At 39.2% G+C, this 18573-nt stretch carries 16 protein-coding genes and 3 tRNA genes; 16 read left to right on the top strand and 3 right to left on the bottom strand.

Annotated elements, in window-relative coordinates; all coding sequences use genetic code 11:
* Positions 1-107 precede the first annotated feature (107 nt).
* The 13 genes from fabD to BS34_RS0103990 all read left to right on the top strand — a co-directional run bounded on the left by fabD (position 108) and on the right by BS34_RS0103990 (position 14844).
* Positions 108-1031 (top strand): ACP S-malonyltransferase, encoded by a 924-nt coding sequence (fabD, locus tag BS34_RS0103930; RefSeq protein ID WP_029407250.1) that lies wholly within the window; start codon positions 108-110, stop codon positions 1029-1031.
* Positions 1032-1132: 101 nt separating this feature from the next.
* Positions 1133-1873: a 3-oxoacyl-ACP reductase FabG gene (gene fabG / locus BS34_RS0103935; protein ID WP_029407251.1), complete on the top strand. Its 741-nt coding sequence runs from the start codon at positions 1133-1135 to the stop codon at positions 1871-1873.
* Positions 1874-2043: 170 nt separating this feature from the next.
* On the top strand, positions 2044-2277 hold the full coding sequence (acpP, locus tag BS34_RS0103940) for an acyl carrier protein (protein WP_029407252.1): 234 nt from the start codon (positions 2044-2046) through the stop codon (positions 2275-2277).
* 128 nt (positions 2278-2405) lie between these two features.
* Entirely contained in the window at positions 2406-3644 is a 1239-nt protein-coding gene (gene fabF, locus BS34_RS0103945; RefSeq protein ID WP_029407253.1) for a beta-ketoacyl-ACP synthase II, read from the top strand.
* Between the two features lie 371 nt (positions 3645-4015).
* Positions 4016-5473 carry an aminodeoxychorismate synthase component I gene (locus tag BS34_RS0103950; RefSeq protein WP_029407254.1) on the top strand — a complete coding sequence of 486 codons (1458 nt, stop codon included), beginning with the start codon at positions 4016-4018 and terminating at the stop codon, positions 5471-5473.
* Between the two features lies 1 nt (position 5474).
* Positions 5475-6386 carry an aminodeoxychorismate lyase gene (pabC, locus tag BS34_RS0103955; RefSeq protein WP_158660969.1) on the top strand — a complete coding sequence of 304 codons (912 nt, stop codon included), beginning with the start codon at positions 5475-5477 and terminating at the stop codon, positions 6384-6386.
* Between the two features lie 72 nt (positions 6387-6458).
* Positions 6459-7550, top strand: coding sequence for an endolytic transglycosylase MltG (gene mltG, locus BS34_RS0103960; protein ID WP_233993136.1), 1092 nt, complete (start codon positions 6459-6461; stop codon positions 7548-7550).
* Positions 7551-7595: 45 nt separating this feature from the next.
* Positions 7596-8237, top strand: coding sequence for a dTMP kinase (tmk, locus tag BS34_RS0103965; RefSeq protein WP_029407257.1), 642 nt, complete (start codon positions 7596-7598; stop codon positions 8235-8237).
* Positions 8234-9265, top strand: a complete 1032-nt coding sequence (gene holB / locus BS34_RS0103970) for a DNA polymerase III subunit delta' (RefSeq protein ID WP_051640667.1) — start codon at positions 8234-8236, stop codon at positions 9263-9265. Before tmk ends, holB begins: the two co-directional genes overlap by 4 nt.
* A complete protein-coding gene (locus BS34_RS0103975) occupies positions 9262-10038 on the top strand; it encodes a TatD family hydrolase (RefSeq protein ID WP_029407259.1) in 777 nt (258 codons plus the stop codon). Before holB ends, BS34_RS0103975 begins: the two co-directional genes overlap by 4 nt.
* Before the next feature lie 189 nt (positions 10039-10227).
* On the top strand, positions 10228-12042 hold the full coding sequence (locus tag BS34_RS0103980) for an ABC transporter ATP-binding protein (RefSeq protein ID WP_369699486.1): 1815 nt from the start codon (positions 10228-10230) through the stop codon (positions 12040-12042).
* A 34-nt stretch (positions 12043-12076) separates the two neighbouring features.
* The gene (locus tag BS34_RS0103985; RefSeq protein WP_051640668.1) at positions 12077-12502 is read left to right on the top strand and encodes a rhodanese-like domain-containing protein; all 426 of its coding nucleotides are present in this window, start codon (positions 12077-12079) and stop codon (positions 12500-12502) included.
* 23 nt (positions 12503-12525) lie between these two features.
* Positions 12526-14844: a methyl-accepting chemotaxis protein gene (locus BS34_RS0103990; RefSeq protein ID WP_051640669.1), complete on the top strand. Its 2319-nt coding sequence runs from the start codon at positions 12526-12528 to the stop codon at positions 14842-14844.
* Positions 14845-15002: 158 nt separating this feature from the next.
* Here BS34_RS0103990 and BS34_RS0103995 read toward each other — a convergent pair whose 3' ends face one another.
* Together BS34_RS0103995 and folD are read right to left on the bottom strand one after the other, a co-directional pair.
* Entirely contained in the window at positions 15003-15953 is a 951-nt protein-coding gene (locus BS34_RS0103995; RefSeq protein ID WP_029407263.1) for an IS110 family transposase, read from the bottom strand.
* 453 nt (positions 15954-16406) lie between these two features.
* Positions 16407-17270, bottom strand: coding sequence for a bifunctional methylenetetrahydrofolate dehydrogenase/methenyltetrahydrofolate cyclohydrolase FolD (gene folD / locus BS34_RS0104000; protein ID WP_029407264.1), 864 nt, complete (start codon positions 17268-17270; stop codon positions 16407-16409).
* A gap of 290 nt (positions 17271-17560) precedes the next feature.
* Between folD and BS34_RS0104005 the strand changes: the two genes are divergently transcribed.
* From BS34_RS0104005 to BS34_RS0104015, 3 genes are all read left to right on the top strand, one after another.
* Positions 17561-17637, top strand: a tRNA-Pro gene (locus BS34_RS0104005).
* A gap of 61 nt (positions 17638-17698) precedes the next feature.
* Positions 17699-17775 (top strand) — tRNA-Arg (locus BS34_RS0104010).
* Positions 17776-17806: 31 nt separating this feature from the next.
* Positions 17807-17882 (top strand) — tRNA-His (locus tag BS34_RS0104015).
* A gap of 240 nt (positions 17883-18122) precedes the next feature.
* Here the strand turns inward: BS34_RS0104015 and BS34_RS0104020 are convergent.
* Positions 18123-18344: a helix-turn-helix domain-containing protein gene (locus BS34_RS0104020; RefSeq protein WP_029407265.1), complete on the bottom strand. Its 222-nt coding sequence runs from the start codon at positions 18342-18344 to the stop codon at positions 18123-18125.
* Positions 18345-18573: the final 229 nt, after the last annotated feature.

The following is an 18573-nucleotide window of genomic DNA, read 5'->3' on the forward strand; positions in this document are numbered from 1 at the left end:
AAGAGTCGAAATAGTTAAATGTTACTCTTTTTTGTTCGTGTCTATCACCTTAAAAGGTTTCATTAAATTAATGCAAACTAAATTAAAATTTACAGGAATTTAAAAATATGTCATATGCATTCGTTTTTCCCGGTCAAGGTTCTCAATCTGTGGGAATGTTAGCTGAGTTAGCAGAATCTCATTCACAAGTTCAAGAAGTGTTTACTGAGGCATCAGATACATTAGGATATGACCTTTGGGATGTTGTGCAAAATGATGTAGATGGTAAATTAAACCAAACTGATATTACACAACCCGCTATGTTGGCTTCAGGTATTGCTGTTTATCGTACCTTAGCGGCACAAAAAAACCTTGAACCTGCTTTTATGACAGGGCACTCATTAGGGGAATATACCGCATTAGTTGCCAGTGGATGTATGACTTTAGCGCAGGGTATTGCTTTAGTTGCTGAGCGTGGTAAGTTTATGCAATCGGCAGTTCCAGCAGGCCAGGGGGCAATGGCTGCGGTTTTAGGTTTGGAAGATGAACAAGTTGTTGCTGTCTGTGAAAAAGCAGAAGGAATTGTTGAAGCGGTTAATTTTAACTCACCAGGCCAGGTTGTAATTGCGGGTAATAAAGCCGCGGTGGATGCAGTCATGGAGTTAGCAACAGAGGCAGGTGCTTCACGTGTTGTGCCTTTGCCAGTTAGTGTGCCTTCGCATTGCTCATTAATGAAACCTGCAGCAGATCGACTAGCTGAGTCATTATCGGGTATGGAACTTTCAATGCCTTCAGTTCCTGTGCTACATAATGTAAACTTTAATCAAGCTCAGTCAGTAGACGAAATCAAGGAATTGTTAGTTCAGCAATTATATCGTCCTGTTCAGTGGGTTGAAACGGTAAATTCTATGAAAGCTCAAGGGGTTGAGTCTCTATATGAACTTGGTCCTGGTAAAGTGTTGATGGGATTAAATCGCAGAATTGATCGTAAGATGGGCATGAAAGCAGTATTTGACAATGCTTCTATAGAGAAAGCACTAGCAACTCTATAAACTGAGGCCTTTGCAAGAGTCAAAAAGCTCTCAAGATAATTATTTAGAATTCGTTTAATTTGCTTTTATATTAAAAGCGTGCATCAAACAAGGTGGGAAAAATGTTGACAGGAAAAGTGGCTTTTGTAACAGGTGCAAGCCGAGGAATCGGTAAAGCCATTGCATTAGATTTGGCTGCAAACGGTGCGACCGTAATTGGTACCGCAACCTCAGATAAAGGTGCTGAAGCAATTTCAACATATCTTGCTGAAGCTGGTGCAACTGGGGCAGGTAGATGCCTTAATGTTACAGATGGTGAAGCAATTACGACGGTTTTAGCAGAAGTGAGTAAAACGTTTGGTGTGCCTACTATCTTGGTAAATAACGCGGGGATTACTCGTGATAATTTATTAATGAGAATGAAAGACGATGAATGGGATGATATTATCCAGACTAACTTAAGTTCTGTTTATCGTATGAGTAAAGCTTGTTTACGAGGCATGATGAAAGCGAAAGGTGGTCGTATTATTAATATTGCATCAGTGGTTGGTGTTATGGGTAATGCTGGACAAACTAATTATGCGGCAGCTAAAGCGGGAATTATTGGTTTTAGTAAATCATTAGCTCGTGAAGTGGGTGCTAGAAATATCACCGTTAATACCATTGCGCCAGGTTTCATTGATACAGACATGACAAAATCCTTACCAGAAGAGCAGAGAACGGCTCTTACTGCACAGATTCCACTACAAAGTTTGGGTCAACCAGAGGATATTGCTAAATCGGCTACCTTTTTAGCCGGAGAGGGTGGTGCATATATTACCGGACAAACGTTAAATGTTAACGGTGGTATGTATATGATTTAGCTCTTTAAAAAGAGTTATAAATCATAGGGTTATTTTTTTATAAAAAATATTGATGGATTGAAGTTCGCTAAAACAATAATAATGCTTGAAAATAATTCAAGATAAGGCGAAAATACGTTCAAATTTTTAAAATGTTTATTTTTATCATATAAAACAAGTTGGAGAACTCCATGAGCAGTATTGAAGATCGCGTAAAGAAAATCGTAGTTGAGCAATTAGGTGTAGAAGAAGATCAAGTAACAGCTGATGCTTCATTCGTAGATGATTTAGGTGCAGATTCTCTAGATACAGTTGAATTAGTAATGGCTCTAGAAGAAGAATTTGATTGTGAAATTCCTGATGAAGAAGCAGAAAAAATCTCTACTCTAGCTCAAGCGACTTCTTACGTAGAAGCTAACCTATAAGTTAGAAATAAGTAATTGGCTGTAAAGTCAGATACTTCTCAAAAGCCGTTTTAACGGCTTTTTTTGTATTTAACGTTTGAGATATACTTTCGTGCAAGGGTCTCACTAAAGTTTAAGAGGGTGCTATTTTGTCTAAGCGTCGAGTGGTTATTACAGGTCTAGGTGTTCTTTCAGCAGTAGGATTAAATGTTGAAGAGAACTGGTCAAATATTTTAGCGGGTAAAAGTGGAATCGATTTTCTTACTAAATTTGATACAGGCGCCTATTCAGTAAAGTTTGGCGGTGAGCTAAAAGGGTTTGATGTGTCACAACACATTGTGCCAAAAGAAGCCAAAAAAATGGATCCTTTTATTCATTACGGTATTGCTGCGGGAGCTCAGGCGATTAAAGATTCTGGCCTAGAAATTACCGAAGAAAATGCTGGCCGTATTGGGGTATCAATGGGTTCGGGTATTGGTGGTATTGGTTCAATTGAAAAGCAACATAATGCGATGCTTAAGGGTGGACCTCGACGAGTTTCGCCGTTCTTTGTTCCCAGCTCAATCATTAATATGACATCGGGTAACTTATCTATTATGTATGGTTTAAAAGGGCCTAATCTTGCCATTGGAACAGCCTGTGCAACCGGTACTCATAGTATTGGTGATGCTGCTCGTATGATTCAGTATGGTGATGTTGATGTGATGATTGCGGGAGGTTCTGAATTTGCGACCACTGAACTTGGTTTAGCAGGTTTTGCCGCAGCTAGAGCGTTATCTACTCGGAATGATGATCCTCAAACAGCTAGCCGTCCTTGGGATAAAGATCGTGATGGTTTTGTCTTGAGTGATGGTGCTGGTGCTTTAGTATTGGAAGAGTATGAACAAGCCAAAGCTCGTGGTGCTAATATTTATGCGGAAGTTTTAGGTTTTGGAATGAGTGGCGATGCTTATCACATGACCATGCCAGCGGCAGGTGGAGAAGGTGCAGGTCGTTGTATGGTAACGGCGTTAAATAACGCGCAGTTAGATCCTACTAAAATAAACTATATTAATGCTCATGGTACATCAACACCCGCTGGAGACGTTTGTGAGACAGGAGCGGTTAAATCAGTATTTGGTGACCATGCATATAATTTAACCATGAGTTCAACAAAATCAATGACAGGCCATGCTTTAGGTGCGGCGGGTGCAATGGAGGCAGTGTTTACTGCTTTAGCTATTAAAAACCAAACCTTACCACCAACAATTAATCTAGAAAACCCTGAAGATGGTTGTGATTTAGATTATGTTGCCAGTGGTGCACGTGATGCTAAGATTGATTATGCTTTATCAAACTCGTTTGGCTTTGGTGGTACTAATGCAACCTTAGTGCTTGGTAAAGTTTGATAGTACAGTCTATAAGAGACCTTTGCACCCAAGGGCATAAACACGAGATAGGTGCGAAAGAAAAATGGGAGAAAATTTGCCTGATTGCGGCGGAAAACGCAGGGAATAGCTAGCTATTCGCAAGTTTTTCAACAAAAATCAGGGGAATTTTTACCCTCAAGGGGCACCTAGAACCATTTTTACTCGTGCATACTTTCGTGCAAAGGTCTCTAAAAGCCGAATTAGGCATGATTATTTGATTGTAAATCTTAGAACTCAAGTAAACTAATACGACTTGTTTATTTTTGAATTTAGGATAGAGATTAATTCATGACTTTTTCGGCTAACCATCCCAACTATACCTTTAAATACGGCAGCCAGTACTCAATCGTATGCAATCTCAGATAATCAAAGTATTTAAACTCCCAGAGCTTCCAGGCCTGGTAGAACAGGATATCGATTTAACACAATTACATGAGTTAAATCCTGATCGTTATCCTTTTTTGCTTGAAAGTGTCGCCAAAGGTGGCTTGGGTGAGTTTGATATTTTGTTTGCTTATCCCCAGCAGAGTATGCAACTAGATAATCTTGCTGATGCACAGAGATTCATCAAGCAAGTTCAAACTGAGTTTAAATCACATATTAATCGCACAATCGATAATCCAGCTAAACTGCCTTTTATCGGTGGCTGGTTTGCTTATTTTAGCTACGATTATGCACAAGTGGTTGAGCCCGTTCTAAATCTACCTCAATCTAAATTTCCTTTAGCTCATTTAACGCGTGTGCCAGCGGCTATTATTTTAGAACACGCTACGGGCAAGATGACTTTGATGGCAGAACCCGAATTTGCTGATGTCATTCCACAAATTGAGGCGGATTTAACTAACGTTATTTTAGCTAATAGTAGCCAAACACCATCCAATCTTAAGGCTAATCAACAAGCTAATAGTCAACAAAAAGTTCAAGTCATTGATACACAAGAAGAGCCAGAAGCTAAATACTTAGCCGGCGTTGAAACTATCAAAGAGTATATTTTGGCGGGAGATGTTTTTCAGGTGAACTTATCTCGTCAATGGCAAGTTGAGCTTGCGCCTAACTCAGATTATTTATCAGTATACCGTGCATTAAAAAAATCTAATCCAGCGCCGTTTGCCTCTTTAGTTCATTTTAAAGATGGTGGGGCTGGTAATCATCACCAGGCCTGGCAGATTGTGAGTTCCTCTCCGGAGCGTTTAGTTAAATACCAAGCGCCTTGGGTAGAGACTCGTCCTATTGCCGGTACACGTAAACGTGGTAATAATGAAGCAGCTGATAAAGCTTTAGTCACTGAGCTGATTGAACACCCAAAAGAACGTGCTGAGCATATTATGCTAATTGATTTAGAGCGTAATGATTTAGGACGAATCTGCCAACCAGGTTCGGTTGAGGTAAATGAACTGATGGTGGTTGAAACCTATGAGCATGTGCATCATATTGTTTCTAATGTAAGAGGTAAGTTACAGCCTGATCTTTCACCGTTAGATATTGTGCATGCCTTATTCCCTGGCGGGACAATTACTGGGTGTCCTAAAATTCGTTGTATGGAAATTGTGGCTGAGTTAGAACAAATGCCTCGTGAAGCTTACACAGGCTCTTTAGGCTATATCAATTTAGATGGTTCATTGGATTTGAATATTCTGATTCGTACGATGATTCAATTTGAAGAACAGGGTAAACCCATTGTTCAATTTAGAGCTGGCGCAGGAATAGTGACTGATTCTAAAGCTAAAAATGAGCTTACTGAAACACGTCATAAAGCCAAAGGACTCATTAAGGCCTTTGATTTTAGCCAAAGCGATACCGAGTTTTAAAATGTCAGGAGCGAAGTTAACAAACAAATTGATAAAATTGGATACTTGGGTCAATGGCGAGTCAGTCAAAAGTCTCTCAATTCATGATAGAGGTTTGCAATACGGTGATGGCTTTTTTACCACTATTTTGGTTCGTAACCAACAACTGCTGAATTGGCCAGCCCACTGGCGACGCATTGAAAAAAGTTCTCAAGCACTGTTTCTTCCAACCTTAGACAAAAGCTTGCTACAAAGCTGGATAAGAAGTGCCTTAAGCGAATATTTTCAAGCTAATAGTCAATCTGATTGTGTGCTTAAACTAATGGTAACCCGTGGAACAGGTGGTATGGGTTATCAAATGCCTGAAGAGATTCATCCAAACTGTATTTTTTTGATTAAACCCGCTCCCAATTTTATACAACAGGAATTTTTAGCAACCAACGAACCAATTGAAAGCATGGTGTCTATAAACCAAGCAAGCTCAAGTAGTCAACCAGGCCTGGTAGGTTTAAAAAGTCTAAATCGCTTAGAGAATGTGTTAGCAAGAACAGAAGTGACACAACATGGGTTTGATGAAGGTATTATGCTCAATTGCTTAAATAATGCCGTTTGTGGAACACAATCCAATCTGTTTATTATTAAAGCAAAAAGCGTGTTTACTCCAAAGCTTGATGTAAGTGGAGTAGAGGGGACAACCCGTTATCAATTGCTATTTTTGTTAGAAACATTAGGCTATGATGTTCAGCAAGTTGATTTAAAAATAGAGGATATTCTGCAAGCGGATGAACTCTTCTTTAGTAATGCTGTTCGTGGTATTCAGCCGGTTAAAAGGTTGTTAGAGAGTCAATTTGAGTTGCAGCAAACTCAGAAAATACACCAGGCCTGGTTAAATTGGCAACAGCAAAATGCTACTCCTATTGCTCAATTAAAATAATCCATTAAATTAATCAATTAAATTAATCGACTCTAGCAAGGGTCTCTAACAAACGAATTTCAATCTAATTTTATGACAAACCAAACAGAACAAAATAATAAAAAAGAACCAGACAAAAGCGCTAAACAATCTAAATTTGGTGTACTTAAATGGATGTTTATTTTTTTGTTGGTTGTTGTTTTAGGTAACTTAGCCTGGGCTTATAGTCAATATCATCAATTTATTTCCATGCCCATTGCGCACCAAAAAGCCCCAATCCAATTATCGATTGCTCCCGGCAGTTCGGTAACTAAGGTGGCTTATCAACTGCATCAACAAGGTTTTATGCAACACCCTAAGTGGTTTACTTGGTACGTTCGTTACCTAAATAAACAGCAAGTCATTAAAGCGGGTGAGTTTCAAATAGAACCTCATTGGACGGTTGGTGAGTTAATTAAAGGATTGGAGACCGCTAAAAATATACAGTACCCCGTTACGATTGTTGCTGGGCAAACGGTACAACAAACCCTACAAATGATTCAAGCGTTACCTAAAATTCGCAAAGAGTTAAATATTGATGATGTGAAAAGCTTGCAGGCGCTATTTAATATAGACAAACCGATTAAATCAAAATATCCATACGCAACAATTGAAGGATGGTTACTTCCTGAAACCTATTATTATCAAGCCGGAGATAGTGATAAAAAGATTGTTTTAAGGGCTTATCAAGCATTACAAGACTCCTTAGACCAGGCCTGGCAAAAACGTCAGAAAGGTTTGCCATATAAAACGCCTTACCAAGCCTTAATTATGGCATCGATTGTTGAAAAAGAGACGGGTTTTTCTGCAGAACGTCCGTTAATAGCGGGCGTGTTTGTGCGAAGAATGAAGATTGGTATGCGTTTGCAAACTGACCCAACCGTTATTTATGGTATTGGGCAAAGTTATGATGGCAATATTCGCAAAAAAGATTTACTTAAAAAAACCGCTTACAATACCTATAAGATTGATGGCTTACCACCAACTCCCATTGCATTACCCAGTGCAGAAGCGATTCAAGCCGCGCTAAACCCGACTAAAACAAAAGCGTTATACTTTGTGGCTAAAGGTGGCGGACAACATCATTTTTCTAAAACTTTAGTAGAACATAATAAAGCAGTAAGAAAGTATTTATTAAAAAAGTAATTACTCTAAGAGCTTTTTGCTGTAAACGATTAATAAGGATTCACTATGTCAGGCCAATTTATTACCCTAGAAGGTACCGAGGGTGCGGGTAAATCAACTAACTTGGAGTTTATTAAAGAGTGGTTGACTCGCCAAGGTATTGAGCACCTTGTGACACGTGAGCCTGGTGGTACTGAAATTGGTGAAGCCATTCGTGAAGTTTTACTCAATAAAGCCTATACCGCTATGCAAGCTGAAACCGAATTGTTGTTAATGTTTGCAGCTAGAGCACAACACCTTCAAGAAAAAATTATACCTGCATTACAGCAAGGTAAATGGGTAGTGTCAGATCGTTTTACGGATGCTACCTATGCTTATCAAGGCGCGGCTCGTGGAATGTCTTTTGAACGTATTGCTGAAATAGAGCACTGGGTTCAAAAAGGTTTTCAACCTAATACCACCTTTATTTTTGATTTGCCTATAGAGATTGGCATGGCACGAGTGGCCTCTCGTGGTGGAGAAATCGATCGTTTTGAACAAGAAAAACAAGAATTCTTTGAAAAAGTACGAGCGGCTTATCTGCAAAGAGCGTCATTAGCGCCGCAACGTTATCGTGTTTTAGATGCTAGCCAAAGTCTAGAAAAAGTACAGCAAGATATAGTCTCCCGTTTAGAACTCATGCAACAAGCCGCGGAGCAAACGGCATGAACCAATCAATGTCTGTGTATGAATCTTATCCGTGGTTAGCCCAACAGTGGCAGCAGTGGCAACAGCTGTCCGGACGTTTAGGTCATGCTTATTTGTTAGCGGGCCCGCAAGGTATTGGAATTAATGCCTTTGTTAAAGAGGTGGCACAAGCCGTATTATGTAAACAGCCACAAAATGGTCAAGCTTGTGGGCAATGTTCAAGTTGTCATCTATTTGCAACTCAACAGCATCCTGACTTTTTTGAATTAAGACGTTTAGAAGACAAAAAAGATATTTCAGTTGATCAAGTCAGAAGTTTAATCTACAAACTAAATGAAACCGCTCACCAAGGCGGTTATAAAGTGACTTGGGTCGAAGGTGTTGAGTACCTTAATCAATCTGCTTTTAATGCATTGTTAAAAAGTTTAGAGGAACCGGCTCCACAAACTTTATTTTTGTTAAGTACGCATCAAATAGACCGTTTGCCGGCCACTATTAAAAGTCGCTGTCAGCAATTAAGTTTTACACCACCTGCGATGCAGGACGCCATTGGCTGGTTGCATAATCAATATCCCCAAGGCGATGAAGTTTTAATAAAACGCGCTTTACGTTTAAATTGGGGAGCGCCACTGCTAGCTTTAGATTGGATTAAAGACGGCATGTTTGATGAAGATAGCCAGTGGAAAAACGATTTAAAACAGATTCAAAGTGGGGGTAAAACTGCTTCTCAAGCGGTTGCCGAATGGCTTAAATGGCAACAACCAGAAAGAGTTTTTGACTATTTTTACCAGTGGAGTGTTTCTGTGGTGCGTTCAGTCATGTATCAGTCACAAAACAAAGCCAATGAAATGAGTGTTTCTAATGGTCAGGTGCAAAATTGGTTACGTTTTCAACAAGCGGTATTAACCGCTAAACAAAACTGGTTAGCAAATGCCAATAAAGAGTTGGTAATAGAAAGTCTCTGTTTAGAGTGGTTAAGCATTCAACAAAGTGAAGAGCCTTTACAAACGGTTTTTCAATCGCATATTCAAAAAGGAGCTTTAGCATGATTGTGGATTCACACTGTCATTTAAATATTTTGCCAGAAGAAAAGGTGGGTAACATTGATGAGGTGATTGCTAAAGCCCAAGAACTCGGAGTAGAGCGAATCTTATGTGTGGCGATTAACCCTAGTCAGTGGCATGAAGTGATCGGTTTAGCCGATAAATATGACTGTGTTTATGCTTCAATTGGCGTACATCCCTGTGAAGATAAGTCAGTGGTGGTAACCGATGAACAAATTCTAGAAGCGGCTTCTCACCCAAAAGTCATTGCCATTGGTGAGGTGGGGTTAGACTATTTTCACTTTGAGGGTGAAGAAGATATGAGCTGGCAACATGAACGTTTTAAGCAGCATATTCGTATTGCCAAACAGTTAGATAAACCTCTAATTATTCATACTCGACACTCCACGCCAGACTGTTTAACGATTCTTGAACAAGAGGGCGCGCAACAGACTGGTGGGATTATGCACTGCTTTGTAGAAGATTTAGCTACCGCCGAAAGAGCAATGGCAATAGGGTTTTATATCTCTTTTTCAGGGATTGTGACCTTTAAAAATGCTAAAGAGCTAAAAGAGGTCGCAACAGCTATGCCGCTAGATAAAATGTTAGTAGAAACCGATTCTCCTTATCTTGCACCCATGCCATTTAGAGGTAAAACCAATCAACCGGGTTATACGCACTATGTGGTTCAAGAAATTGCAGATTTAAAAGCCTTACCTTTTGATACGGTAGCTAATGCCACAACGGCTAACTTTAACCGTCTATTTAAACTAGACTAGCGTTAAAAACCAATCTGAGCCCTTTTGCACAGGTTTGGGTTTTAAAAACGAGAAAAAAGTCTATCGGTTTGCAGAGGTTTCTCTTCTGCAAATAAAGGTATATTGCCAATTTTTATCGAATTTTGAACTTGTGTAAAATTCTTTCTTTCAATTATTTATTTCAACTAAATGAGCACGCTAATGAGAAATATGGCCGCTGAAAAACCTAAAAAAGTCAAGGTAACCGCTTTATCTGAACGATCTTATACCTGGCAACGCATTTACGATTTGGTCGTGGAGCATAAGCCTGAGCTTATTAAGGCAAATATCATTGCTTTTTTTGCCATGTTGGCAACAGTACCTTTGCCTCTGCTGTTACCTATTCTAGTGGATGAGGTTTTACTCGATAAACCTGGTTTTATTGTTGGGTTTTTACAAAGTTTAGTTTCTTCTGACTGGTATGGCCCTGTTTACTATATTGTTGCCATTACCATTTTTACGATTATTTTAAGAGGCCTGGGCTTAGGCTTTGGTGTCTGGCAAATGCAGCAATTTACCGTGATTGCTAAAGATGTCACTTTTGGTATTCGTAAAGATTTACTCGCTAGAGTGCAAGGCGTTTCCATGGCGCAATATGCCTCAATAGGCAGTGGTAGTGTTTCGGCGACTATGCTGACTGACGTTAATACCATTGACACCTTTTTAGGCACCACGGTTAGCAAACTTATTATTGCGATGTTTTCATTAGTGGGGGTGAGTGCGGTACTATTTTGGTTAAATTGGGAATTGGCTGTTCTTATTTTGTTATTTAATCCGATTGTGGTTTATTTCACCATGATTATGGGTCGTAAAGTTAAAACGCTTAAAAAAGATGAAAACACTGCGGTAGATGCTTTTCAGCAGTCACTGACAGAAACATTGGATGCTCTTCAGCAGGTAAGAGCTGCCAATCAAGATACCACCTTTTTTGATAGAGTGCGTACCTATGCCTTCTCAATCAAAACCCATTCAGAAGCATTTACCTGGAAAAGTGATGCCGCTAGCCGATTCTCATTTATGATTTTCTTGGTTGGCTTTGATTTGTTCAGAGGGGCTGGGATGTTAATGGTGGTTTTTTCTGATCTTTCAATTGGGCAAATGATTGCCGTCTTTGGTTACCTATGGTACATGATGGGCCCCGTGCAAGAATTGTTGGCTATTCAATACGGTTACAGCGCAGCCAGTGGCGCTTTACAGCGTATAAATGAGGTTTTAGATTTAAAACAAGAGCCAAGATATGAACAGAAAATAAATCCATTCAAAGAACAAAACTCAGTATCGGTTTCTGTAAAAGAGTTAGCGTTTCATTACCCTGAAAAAAATGAGGATGTACTTAAGGGCTTGGATTTTAAAATAGAAGCAGGAGAAAAACTGGCTTTGGTGGGCGCCAGTGGCGGAGGTAAAACGACTTTGGTACAGTTACTGCTTGGTTTCTATGAAGCAACGGCTGGGGAGGTTTGTTATAACGATATTCCAATCACCGACATTGGTCAATCGGTCGTTAGAGCCAATGTTGCTACGGTTTTACAACACCCGGCGCTGTTTAACCAAACAATACGTTTTAACTTAACTTTAGGGCAAGATTTACCGGATGAAATGTTATGGCAAGCGCTTAGTCAAGCACAACTTGCCGATACCATTCAGGCTTTGGATGAAAAATTAGACTCTATTGTTGGTAGAAACGGAATTAAGTTGTCAGGTGGGCAACGCCAGCGCTTAGCCATTGCACGTATGATTTTGCAAGACCCTAAAGTGGTGATTATGGATGAAGCAACCTCGGCTCTAGATATGGAAACCGAAAGACGTTTATATGAAGATTTAGCGCCATTCCTCGAGAACCGCACAACGTTAATTGTTGCGCATCGTTTAAGTTCTATCCGCCAGGCAGATAGAATTATGGTGTTTGAAGACGGACATATTATCGAATCGGGTAGTCATGATGAATTAATGGCTCAAACAGGAACTTATCACAAACTGTATCGCTAATAGAATTAGTAAAGCTCTAAAACTGGAGAATAAAATGTTTACACAAAAAAATGTACTAAAAGGCATAGGTTTTACCTGTCTCTTTATGACATCAGTCGCTTTTGCCGGCAAAGGGCCTTCAGTAAAGACTGTGGATGGTGCATCCACGGTAACTGCTGAGCAAGCCAAAAAACTTTGGCAGCAGGGAGCATTATTTATTGATACCCGAAAAGATTCAGATTGGGAAGCGGGACGAGTGCCTGGTGCGATTCATATCAACGTAAAAAAACCAGAATTTAATAAATATAATATTTTGAATCATATCGGTTTAGATGATGCCGTTGTCTCTTACTGCAATGCTGAAAAATGTCACCGTGCTTCTGCAGGGGCTAAAAAACTTGTTGGATTTGGTTTTACTAAAGTTTATTACTATAGAGGTGGTTTTCCGTCATGGAAAAACGCTGGCTATCCATACGAGTAACACAAAAAGTAGAGTAGATTATTATGTTTAAATCATTAAGAACCCGAGTTGAAATTTATACGGTTTTAACCATTCTCTTTACCGCGGCTATTTTAATAGGCGTTTTCTCGTATCAGTTGTATCAGTCAAAGCAACATTTGCTGGATGCGATGGCAAGTAAAGAGAATGCTATTTCTAAAACCGTTTTAGATAAAACTGTTTCACAAATGGAAAAAAACGTATTTGCGTTCACTCGCGATAAAAAATTATTTGCAGCGATTGAAGCTTCAGATAACCAAGCCATTGCAGACAGAGTAGGGCCAACGGCAAACCGTTTAGAGGCAACTAAAACAGCGTCAAATGTTCGTGTATTAACTGTAGGCGGCAAGGTTTTATTCAGTAGAAATAAGAATGACGGTGGTTCTATTGATTTAGCTTTAGCAAAACAATCTGCTTCTGAACTTATTATTACGCGTGGTTTAGAGTCAGTGAATAATGAGCCAGAAATTCATTTTAGCTTCCCTTTAACTAAAAGAGGGCAAGCGTTTGCAGTGGTTGATTTGGTTATGGATTATGCCATGTTAGCTGAGAGTATCTCTAAAATTGGCCAAAACCATGTTATGTTGTTTGATGTTAATGGAAAGTTGATTAGTCAGCAAGACCAACCGATAGTAACCGATTTTTTACAGTCGGGAGTTGATGTCTCTCAATATAGTTTAGATAGGTTTGCTTATAGTGATAAAAGCTATACTAGTGTTACTCAACCGCTTGAAGATGTTAGTGGTAATACCGTAGGTTATATTGCAACATTAACGGATGATACGGAAATACACGCCGCGCAAGATTTCTCTTTTATGTTAGGAACGATAGCGGTTGTTTTATGGATTCTTATTGCCTTTACGCTAACCAAAGTACAATTTTTAAGAGCCTTTAAGCCCTTGGAAAATATGAAAACAGTGGTAAATAATATTAGCCATAATGGGGACTTTAGTAAACGTATACCGGTTGTATCTCAAGATGAAGTGGGTGAAGCCGCAGAAGCCATTAATGAAATGGTAGATACCCTTCAAAAAGCTATTTCAGAGAGTAACTTAGTTATGAATGCGGTTGCGAGTGGTGATTTTTCTAAGCGTATTACTGGGCAGCATAAAGGTGATTTAGAAACGTTAAAAGAGGCGGTTAACCAATCAACCCAGTCAGTAGAGTTTATTATGAATGAGATTCTTTCACTCGTGAATGCACTTAGTGAAGGGGATTTCTCAGCCAAAATGGATGAGGGTGTGGAGCCACGAATTCGTAATCAAGTAGAAAGCTCTTTAGGAATGATGAGCGCTGTTATTTCTAATGTAAACGAAGTTTTAGAAAATATGGCAAAGGGTGATTATTCAACACGAGTGACGGCAGAAGCTAGTGGAGAACTTAAATTGATGGCAGATAGTGTTAACAGTCGAGTCGTTCAAACAGACCAAGCATTGGGTGAAATTTCTGATGTAGTTACGGCGCTTGCTGATGGTGATTTAAGTAAACGTGTTAACTCAAACTTTGCAGGTAAATTTGGCGAGGTCTCTAAATCACTTAATGGCTCAATTGATAATCTTGCCAAGTTAATTTCTGATACAACCTTTGGTGTTCACAACTTAACCAATAATGTTGAGCAAATTTACCAAGGTAGCCAGGACTTAAATGACCGCACTCAACGTCAAGCGGCTTCATTAGAAGAGACTACCGCAACCATGGATCAAATTATGTTTGCGGTAAAACAAACTACCGATAATGCACAATCAGCCAATCAACTTGCTACATCTGCTCGAAATCAAGCGGATGGGGGTGCAGAAGTGATGCGAAGCACGATTGAATCCATGGGTGATATTAAGGAAGCGAGTCATCGAATTGAAGAGATTATTAGCTTAATTGACAGTATTGCCTTCCAAACGAACTTATTGGCATTAAATGCGGCTGTTGAAGCCGCAAGAGCTGGAGAGCATGGGCGCGGGTTTGCCGTTGTAGCTGGCGAAGTGAGAAACTTAGCCGGTAAATCAGCTGATGCTGCTCGAGATATTAAAGGCTTAATTGAAAATGCGGTGAGTGCTGTTGATGAAGGAACGGAAAGAGCGGAACGCTCTGATGAAGCCTTACAACATATTATCGAAAGTATTCGTAAAGTGAGTGATATTGTGGCGGACATCTCAAATGCCTCTGGAGAACAAGCTCACTCAATTACCCAAGTAGGCCAGGCAATTGGTGAAATTGATACGGTTACACAACAAAATGCGGCACTGGTTGAAGAGAGTTCTGCAGCATCAGAAACGATGAAAACAGAAGCCTCAACGCTAGCCAGTTTAGTAAGTAAATTTAAGGTGTAAGTGTCTTTAACGCCATGCTTTAGAAAGGTATTCTAAAACTAATAAAAAACCGAGTTAAAACTCGGTTTTTTTTTTGCGTTTATGATTAGTTATCTAGATAACTAACATTAAGTAAATTAAGTAAATAAGCTACCAGATACCGTGTTTGATTTTCATAGTCAAGCACCAATCTTATATTCTGGATCAAAGGGTTTACCACTCTTCAGAATAGCATAAACCAGATGAATTAATTTGCGCATTACCGCGGCAACTATCTTCTTACCTGCAACCCCTCTTTTTCTCAGGTTGTCTGCAAAGGCTTTTAAGACAGGGTTGTATGCAATACTATTTACCGCAGGCATGTAGAGACACTTCCTTAAATTCGCATTGCCCATTTTGGAAAGCGATGAGCGATTTAAACTACTACCCGATTGCTGTATTTGTGGAACAAGACCAGAGTAACAGGCTAAGGCCTTTGCATTATCAAAACGATAAATGTCTTTGATATGAGTGATGAGTTCAATCGCTGTTTTTTCACCCAGTCCTTTAATGGACTTTAATAATGCCATCTGCTTAGCCAATTCAACATCCTGTTGAACGCAGCCTTTCATTTGGGATTGAATCTTTTCAATCTGCTTTTCTAACTGTTTAATCTGAGCTATTTGAATTTTCTGTACTTCAATTTCTGTCGAACTTTGCATTTGGTTTTTAATGCGGGTTTTTGTTTGAATTAACAAGGATTGAAGTGCTGAGAACTCTTGTAGCTTAGCGATAATCGGACTGTCAGGCTGCCAAGGTTTGAGTTTGTGTACTTCACAAAAATCTGCGATGAGCTTAGCATCTTCACTGTCGGTTTTAACACGCTTTAGTTTGGATTGAGCATAATGTTTGATTTTAAATGGGTTGATCACATACACAGGGTATTCTTGTTCGTAAAGATGCAATGCGAGGCCTAAATAGTATTTCCCGGTGGCTTCCATCGCGATGTGTGGAGAATCAAAAAGGCTCATCCATTTGATAAACTTTTTAAACCCCGCTGGGGTGTTATTAAAAGTGACACTTTGCTTTTGAGTTGAAACCGCTACGTCAAAGGTGTCTTTGCTGATGTCTATGCCGATGTATATTTTCATGTTCGAAATACCTATTTTATGCTAGGATTTAATTTCGTTTAGTAAGTTCACACTATGGCTATACTAACCTTATGAATACAGGCTAGGAGTCTTGTCCTGCCTAAGATACCGTTCAGTTTATAGTGTGTGGGGATAAAGGTCTTAATCTGATAACCTGGATCACTCTGGGTGTCATTGGCCTGGTAGCAAGATCTCTTTATCCCTTTACTAAGCGTCCTTAATAAATTCTCCACTTCTGGAGAACACTTTCAACATATAAGGCCTGGTAGCTTAAATTGTTGGCGTTAATTTACTTAGAGACCTTTGCATGAGATAGGTGCGAAAGAAAAATGAGAGAAAATTTGCCTGATTGCGGCGGAAAGCGCAGGGAATAGCTAGCTATTCACAAGGTTTTCAACAAAAATCAGGTGAATTTTATCCATTTTTACTCGCGCATACTCTCGTGCAAAGGTCTCACTTAGCTTTACAATCTAAGTGATAAGCGACCTGCATTGTGTTTTCTAATAAGGTCGCAATAGTCATTGGACCAACACCACCTGGTACCGGTGTAATCCAGCTAGCGCGTTCTGCGGCCGTGTCATACTCAACGTCACCACAAAGTTTACCATCGTCCATACGGTTAATACCTACATCAATCACAATAGCACCATCTTTAATCCATTCACCTTTTACCATGTTTGGAATACCTACGCCAACAACAACCAAATCAGCCTCAGAAACCTTTTGAGGTAAATCTTTAGTTGCACTGTGGCAAACGGTTACAGTGGCACGTTCGTTTAACAGCTCAAGCATCATTGGAACACCAACAATATTTGATGCTCCCACCACAACCGCATTTAATCCACGTAAAGGTATACCGGTTTTAGCAAGCATCGTCATTACACCATGAGGAGTGCAAGGAGCTAATTGAGGCATACGTGTCGCTAGTCGACCCACGTTATAAGGATGAAAACCATCCACATCTTTACAAGGGTGAATACGTTCAATAATCTCTTCTGGATCAATATGGTCAGGAACGGGTAGCTGAACAATAATCCCATGAACATTCTCATCTGCATTCAATTTATCGATTAATGCCAAAACGTCCTCTTGAGAGGTTTCAGCAGGAAGGACTTCAGACACGTCATTAAATCCGGCCTTTTGACAAGCTATCTTTTTATTACGCACATATACTTGAGACGCAGGGTCTTCACCCACCATAATTACAGCCAGGCCTGGTCGCTTGTTACCCAAAGCGACTTGCTTCTCAACTTCTTGTTGAATCGAATCACGTAATTCAGCCGCAATGGCTTTACCATCTAAAATTTTTGCAGACATAGTCTTAATCATCCCATTACATAGTAAAAAATTTGAGGATTATAATAACCGATTTTGTCATATAATTTTTTTGGAATCATTTATAACTGATATATATAAACTAAATACTGGTTAAACAATAAACCTAAATAAAGTTGAAAATTCTCACTTTAAAATAAGAATCAATAAGTTATCAAGCAATGCTTATTAAGCTAGAAACAAGCAGTAAATTAAATTGTAAAAAAACAAAAAAATATTCATGTTTGTTGTTGACAGAATAGGGGGTCGTCTATACAATACGCCCCATCTTACGGAGTGTAGCGCAGCTTGGTAGCGCACCTGTTTTGGGTACAGGTGGTCGGGGGTTCAAATCCCTCCACTCCGACCATATTCTTTTTGAACTGAAGATGGTCACCATCTTCAGTTCGATAGTCAAAAGGTTCGATAACGCGCCCATAGCTCAACTGGATAGAGCATCGCCCTTCTAAGGCGAGGGTTTCAGGTTCGAGTCCTGATGGGCGCACCATATTTTTGGCGTGTTCATCACGCCATCTATGGCGGATGTAGCTCAGTTGGTAGAGCCCAGGATTGTGATTCCTGTTGTCGCGGGTTCGATCCCCGTCATTCGCCCCATTTTCCTTTATTATCAATAAGTTAGATGGTGCTCCAAATAATAAGAATTATTATTTAATCCTCTATTTCCTATTCCAAATTTAATCTAAATATTCCTTTTTATTTTTCTAAACCAAGTTTAAAAAAACTTATATTTTTCCAATTCTTTTAATTATTTTTTTGGTCTCGTGCCCAAATCGTGCCAATGCGGTGCCAAACTATTAATAATTGAACATCGCTTTAAATCAGTATTCAAAATACTTAATCTGGGATGTGTTCAATAAGATCTTCAATAGAACATTCAAAATATGAGCAAAGCTTGTCTATATTTTCAATCGTAGTGTTAGTTGCTTTTTGATTAAGAATTTTGGATAGGGTAGTTCTACCAATTCCAGTCGCTTCTACAATTTCTTTAATAGATATCTTTTGTCCTCTTTCGAATTCTTTGGACTCAATAACTGTTTTTAATTTAAATCTAATCATTTCTGATAGTCCTTTAAAAAGTTTATTTAAAAACTTGCATAAAAGAACTAAATGTGTAATATAGTAAACAAATGTTTATTATATTGAACATTTGGTTTTAATATTGTTAATTATATAGGTGATTTATGAGTCTAACATATCTGACAACAACCGAGTTAGCGGTTCGTATTAAATATCATCCAAGGACTATTAGAGAATCTTTGGTTGATAACGTCTTATTAGAGGGGCA

The organism is Thiomicrorhabdus sp. Milos-T2 (assembly GCF_000702325.1).
In the GTDB taxonomy this organism is placed as follows: Bacteria; Pseudomonadota; Gammaproteobacteria; order Thiomicrospirales; family Thiomicrospiraceae; genus Thiomicrorhabdus.

Coding starts and splice junctions, on each gene's coding strand:
- fabD (WP_029407250.1), top strand. CDS start 108: ATGTCATATGCATTCGTTTTTCCCGGTCAAGGTTCTCAATCTGTGGGA.
- fabG (WP_029407251.1), top strand. CDS start 1,133: ATGTTGACAGGAAAAGTGGCTTTTGTAACAGGTGCAAGCCGAGGAATC.
- acpP (WP_029407252.1), top strand. CDS start 2,044: ATGAGCAGTATTGAAGATCGCGTAAAGAAAATCGTAGTTGAGCAATTA.
- BS34_RS0103950 (WP_029407254.1), top strand. CDS start 4,016: ATGCAATCTCAGATAATCAAAGTATTTAAACTCCCAGAGCTTCCAGGC.
- pabC (WP_158660969.1), top strand. CDS start 5,475: ATGTCAGGAGCGAAGTTAACAAACAAATTGATAAAATTGGATACTTGG.
- mltG (WP_233993136.1), top strand. CDS start 6,459: ATGACAAACCAAACAGAACAAAATAATAAAAAAGAACCAGACAAAAGC.
- tmk (WP_029407257.1), top strand. CDS start 7,596: ATGTCAGGCCAATTTATTACCCTAGAAGGTACCGAGGGTGCGGGTAAA.
- holB (WP_051640667.1), top strand. CDS start 8,234: ATGAACCAATCAATGTCTGTGTATGAATCTTATCCGTGGTTAGCCCAA.
- BS34_RS0103975 (WP_029407259.1), top strand. CDS start 9,262: ATGATTGTGGATTCACACTGTCATTTAAATATTTTGCCAGAAGAAAAG.
- BS34_RS0103980 (WP_369699486.1), top strand. CDS start 10,228: ATGGCCGCTGAAAAACCTAAAAAAGTCAAGGTAACCGCTTTATCTGAA.
- BS34_RS0103985 (WP_051640668.1), top strand. CDS start 12,077: ATGTTTACACAAAAAAATGTACTAAAAGGCATAGGTTTTACCTGTCTC.
- BS34_RS0103990 (WP_051640669.1), top strand. CDS start 12,526: ATGTTTAAATCATTAAGAACCCGAGTTGAAATTTATACGGTTTTAACC.
- BS34_RS0103995 (WP_029407263.1), bottom strand. CDS start 15,953: ATGAAAATATACATCGGCATAGACATCAGCAAAGACACCTTTGACGTA.
- folD (WP_029407264.1), bottom strand. CDS start 17,270: ATGTCTGCAAAAATTTTAGATGGTAAAGCCATTGCGGCTGAATTACGT.
- BS34_RS0104020 (WP_029407265.1), bottom strand. CDS start 18,344: ATGATTAGATTTAAATTAAAAACAGTTATTGAGTCCAAAGAATTCGAA.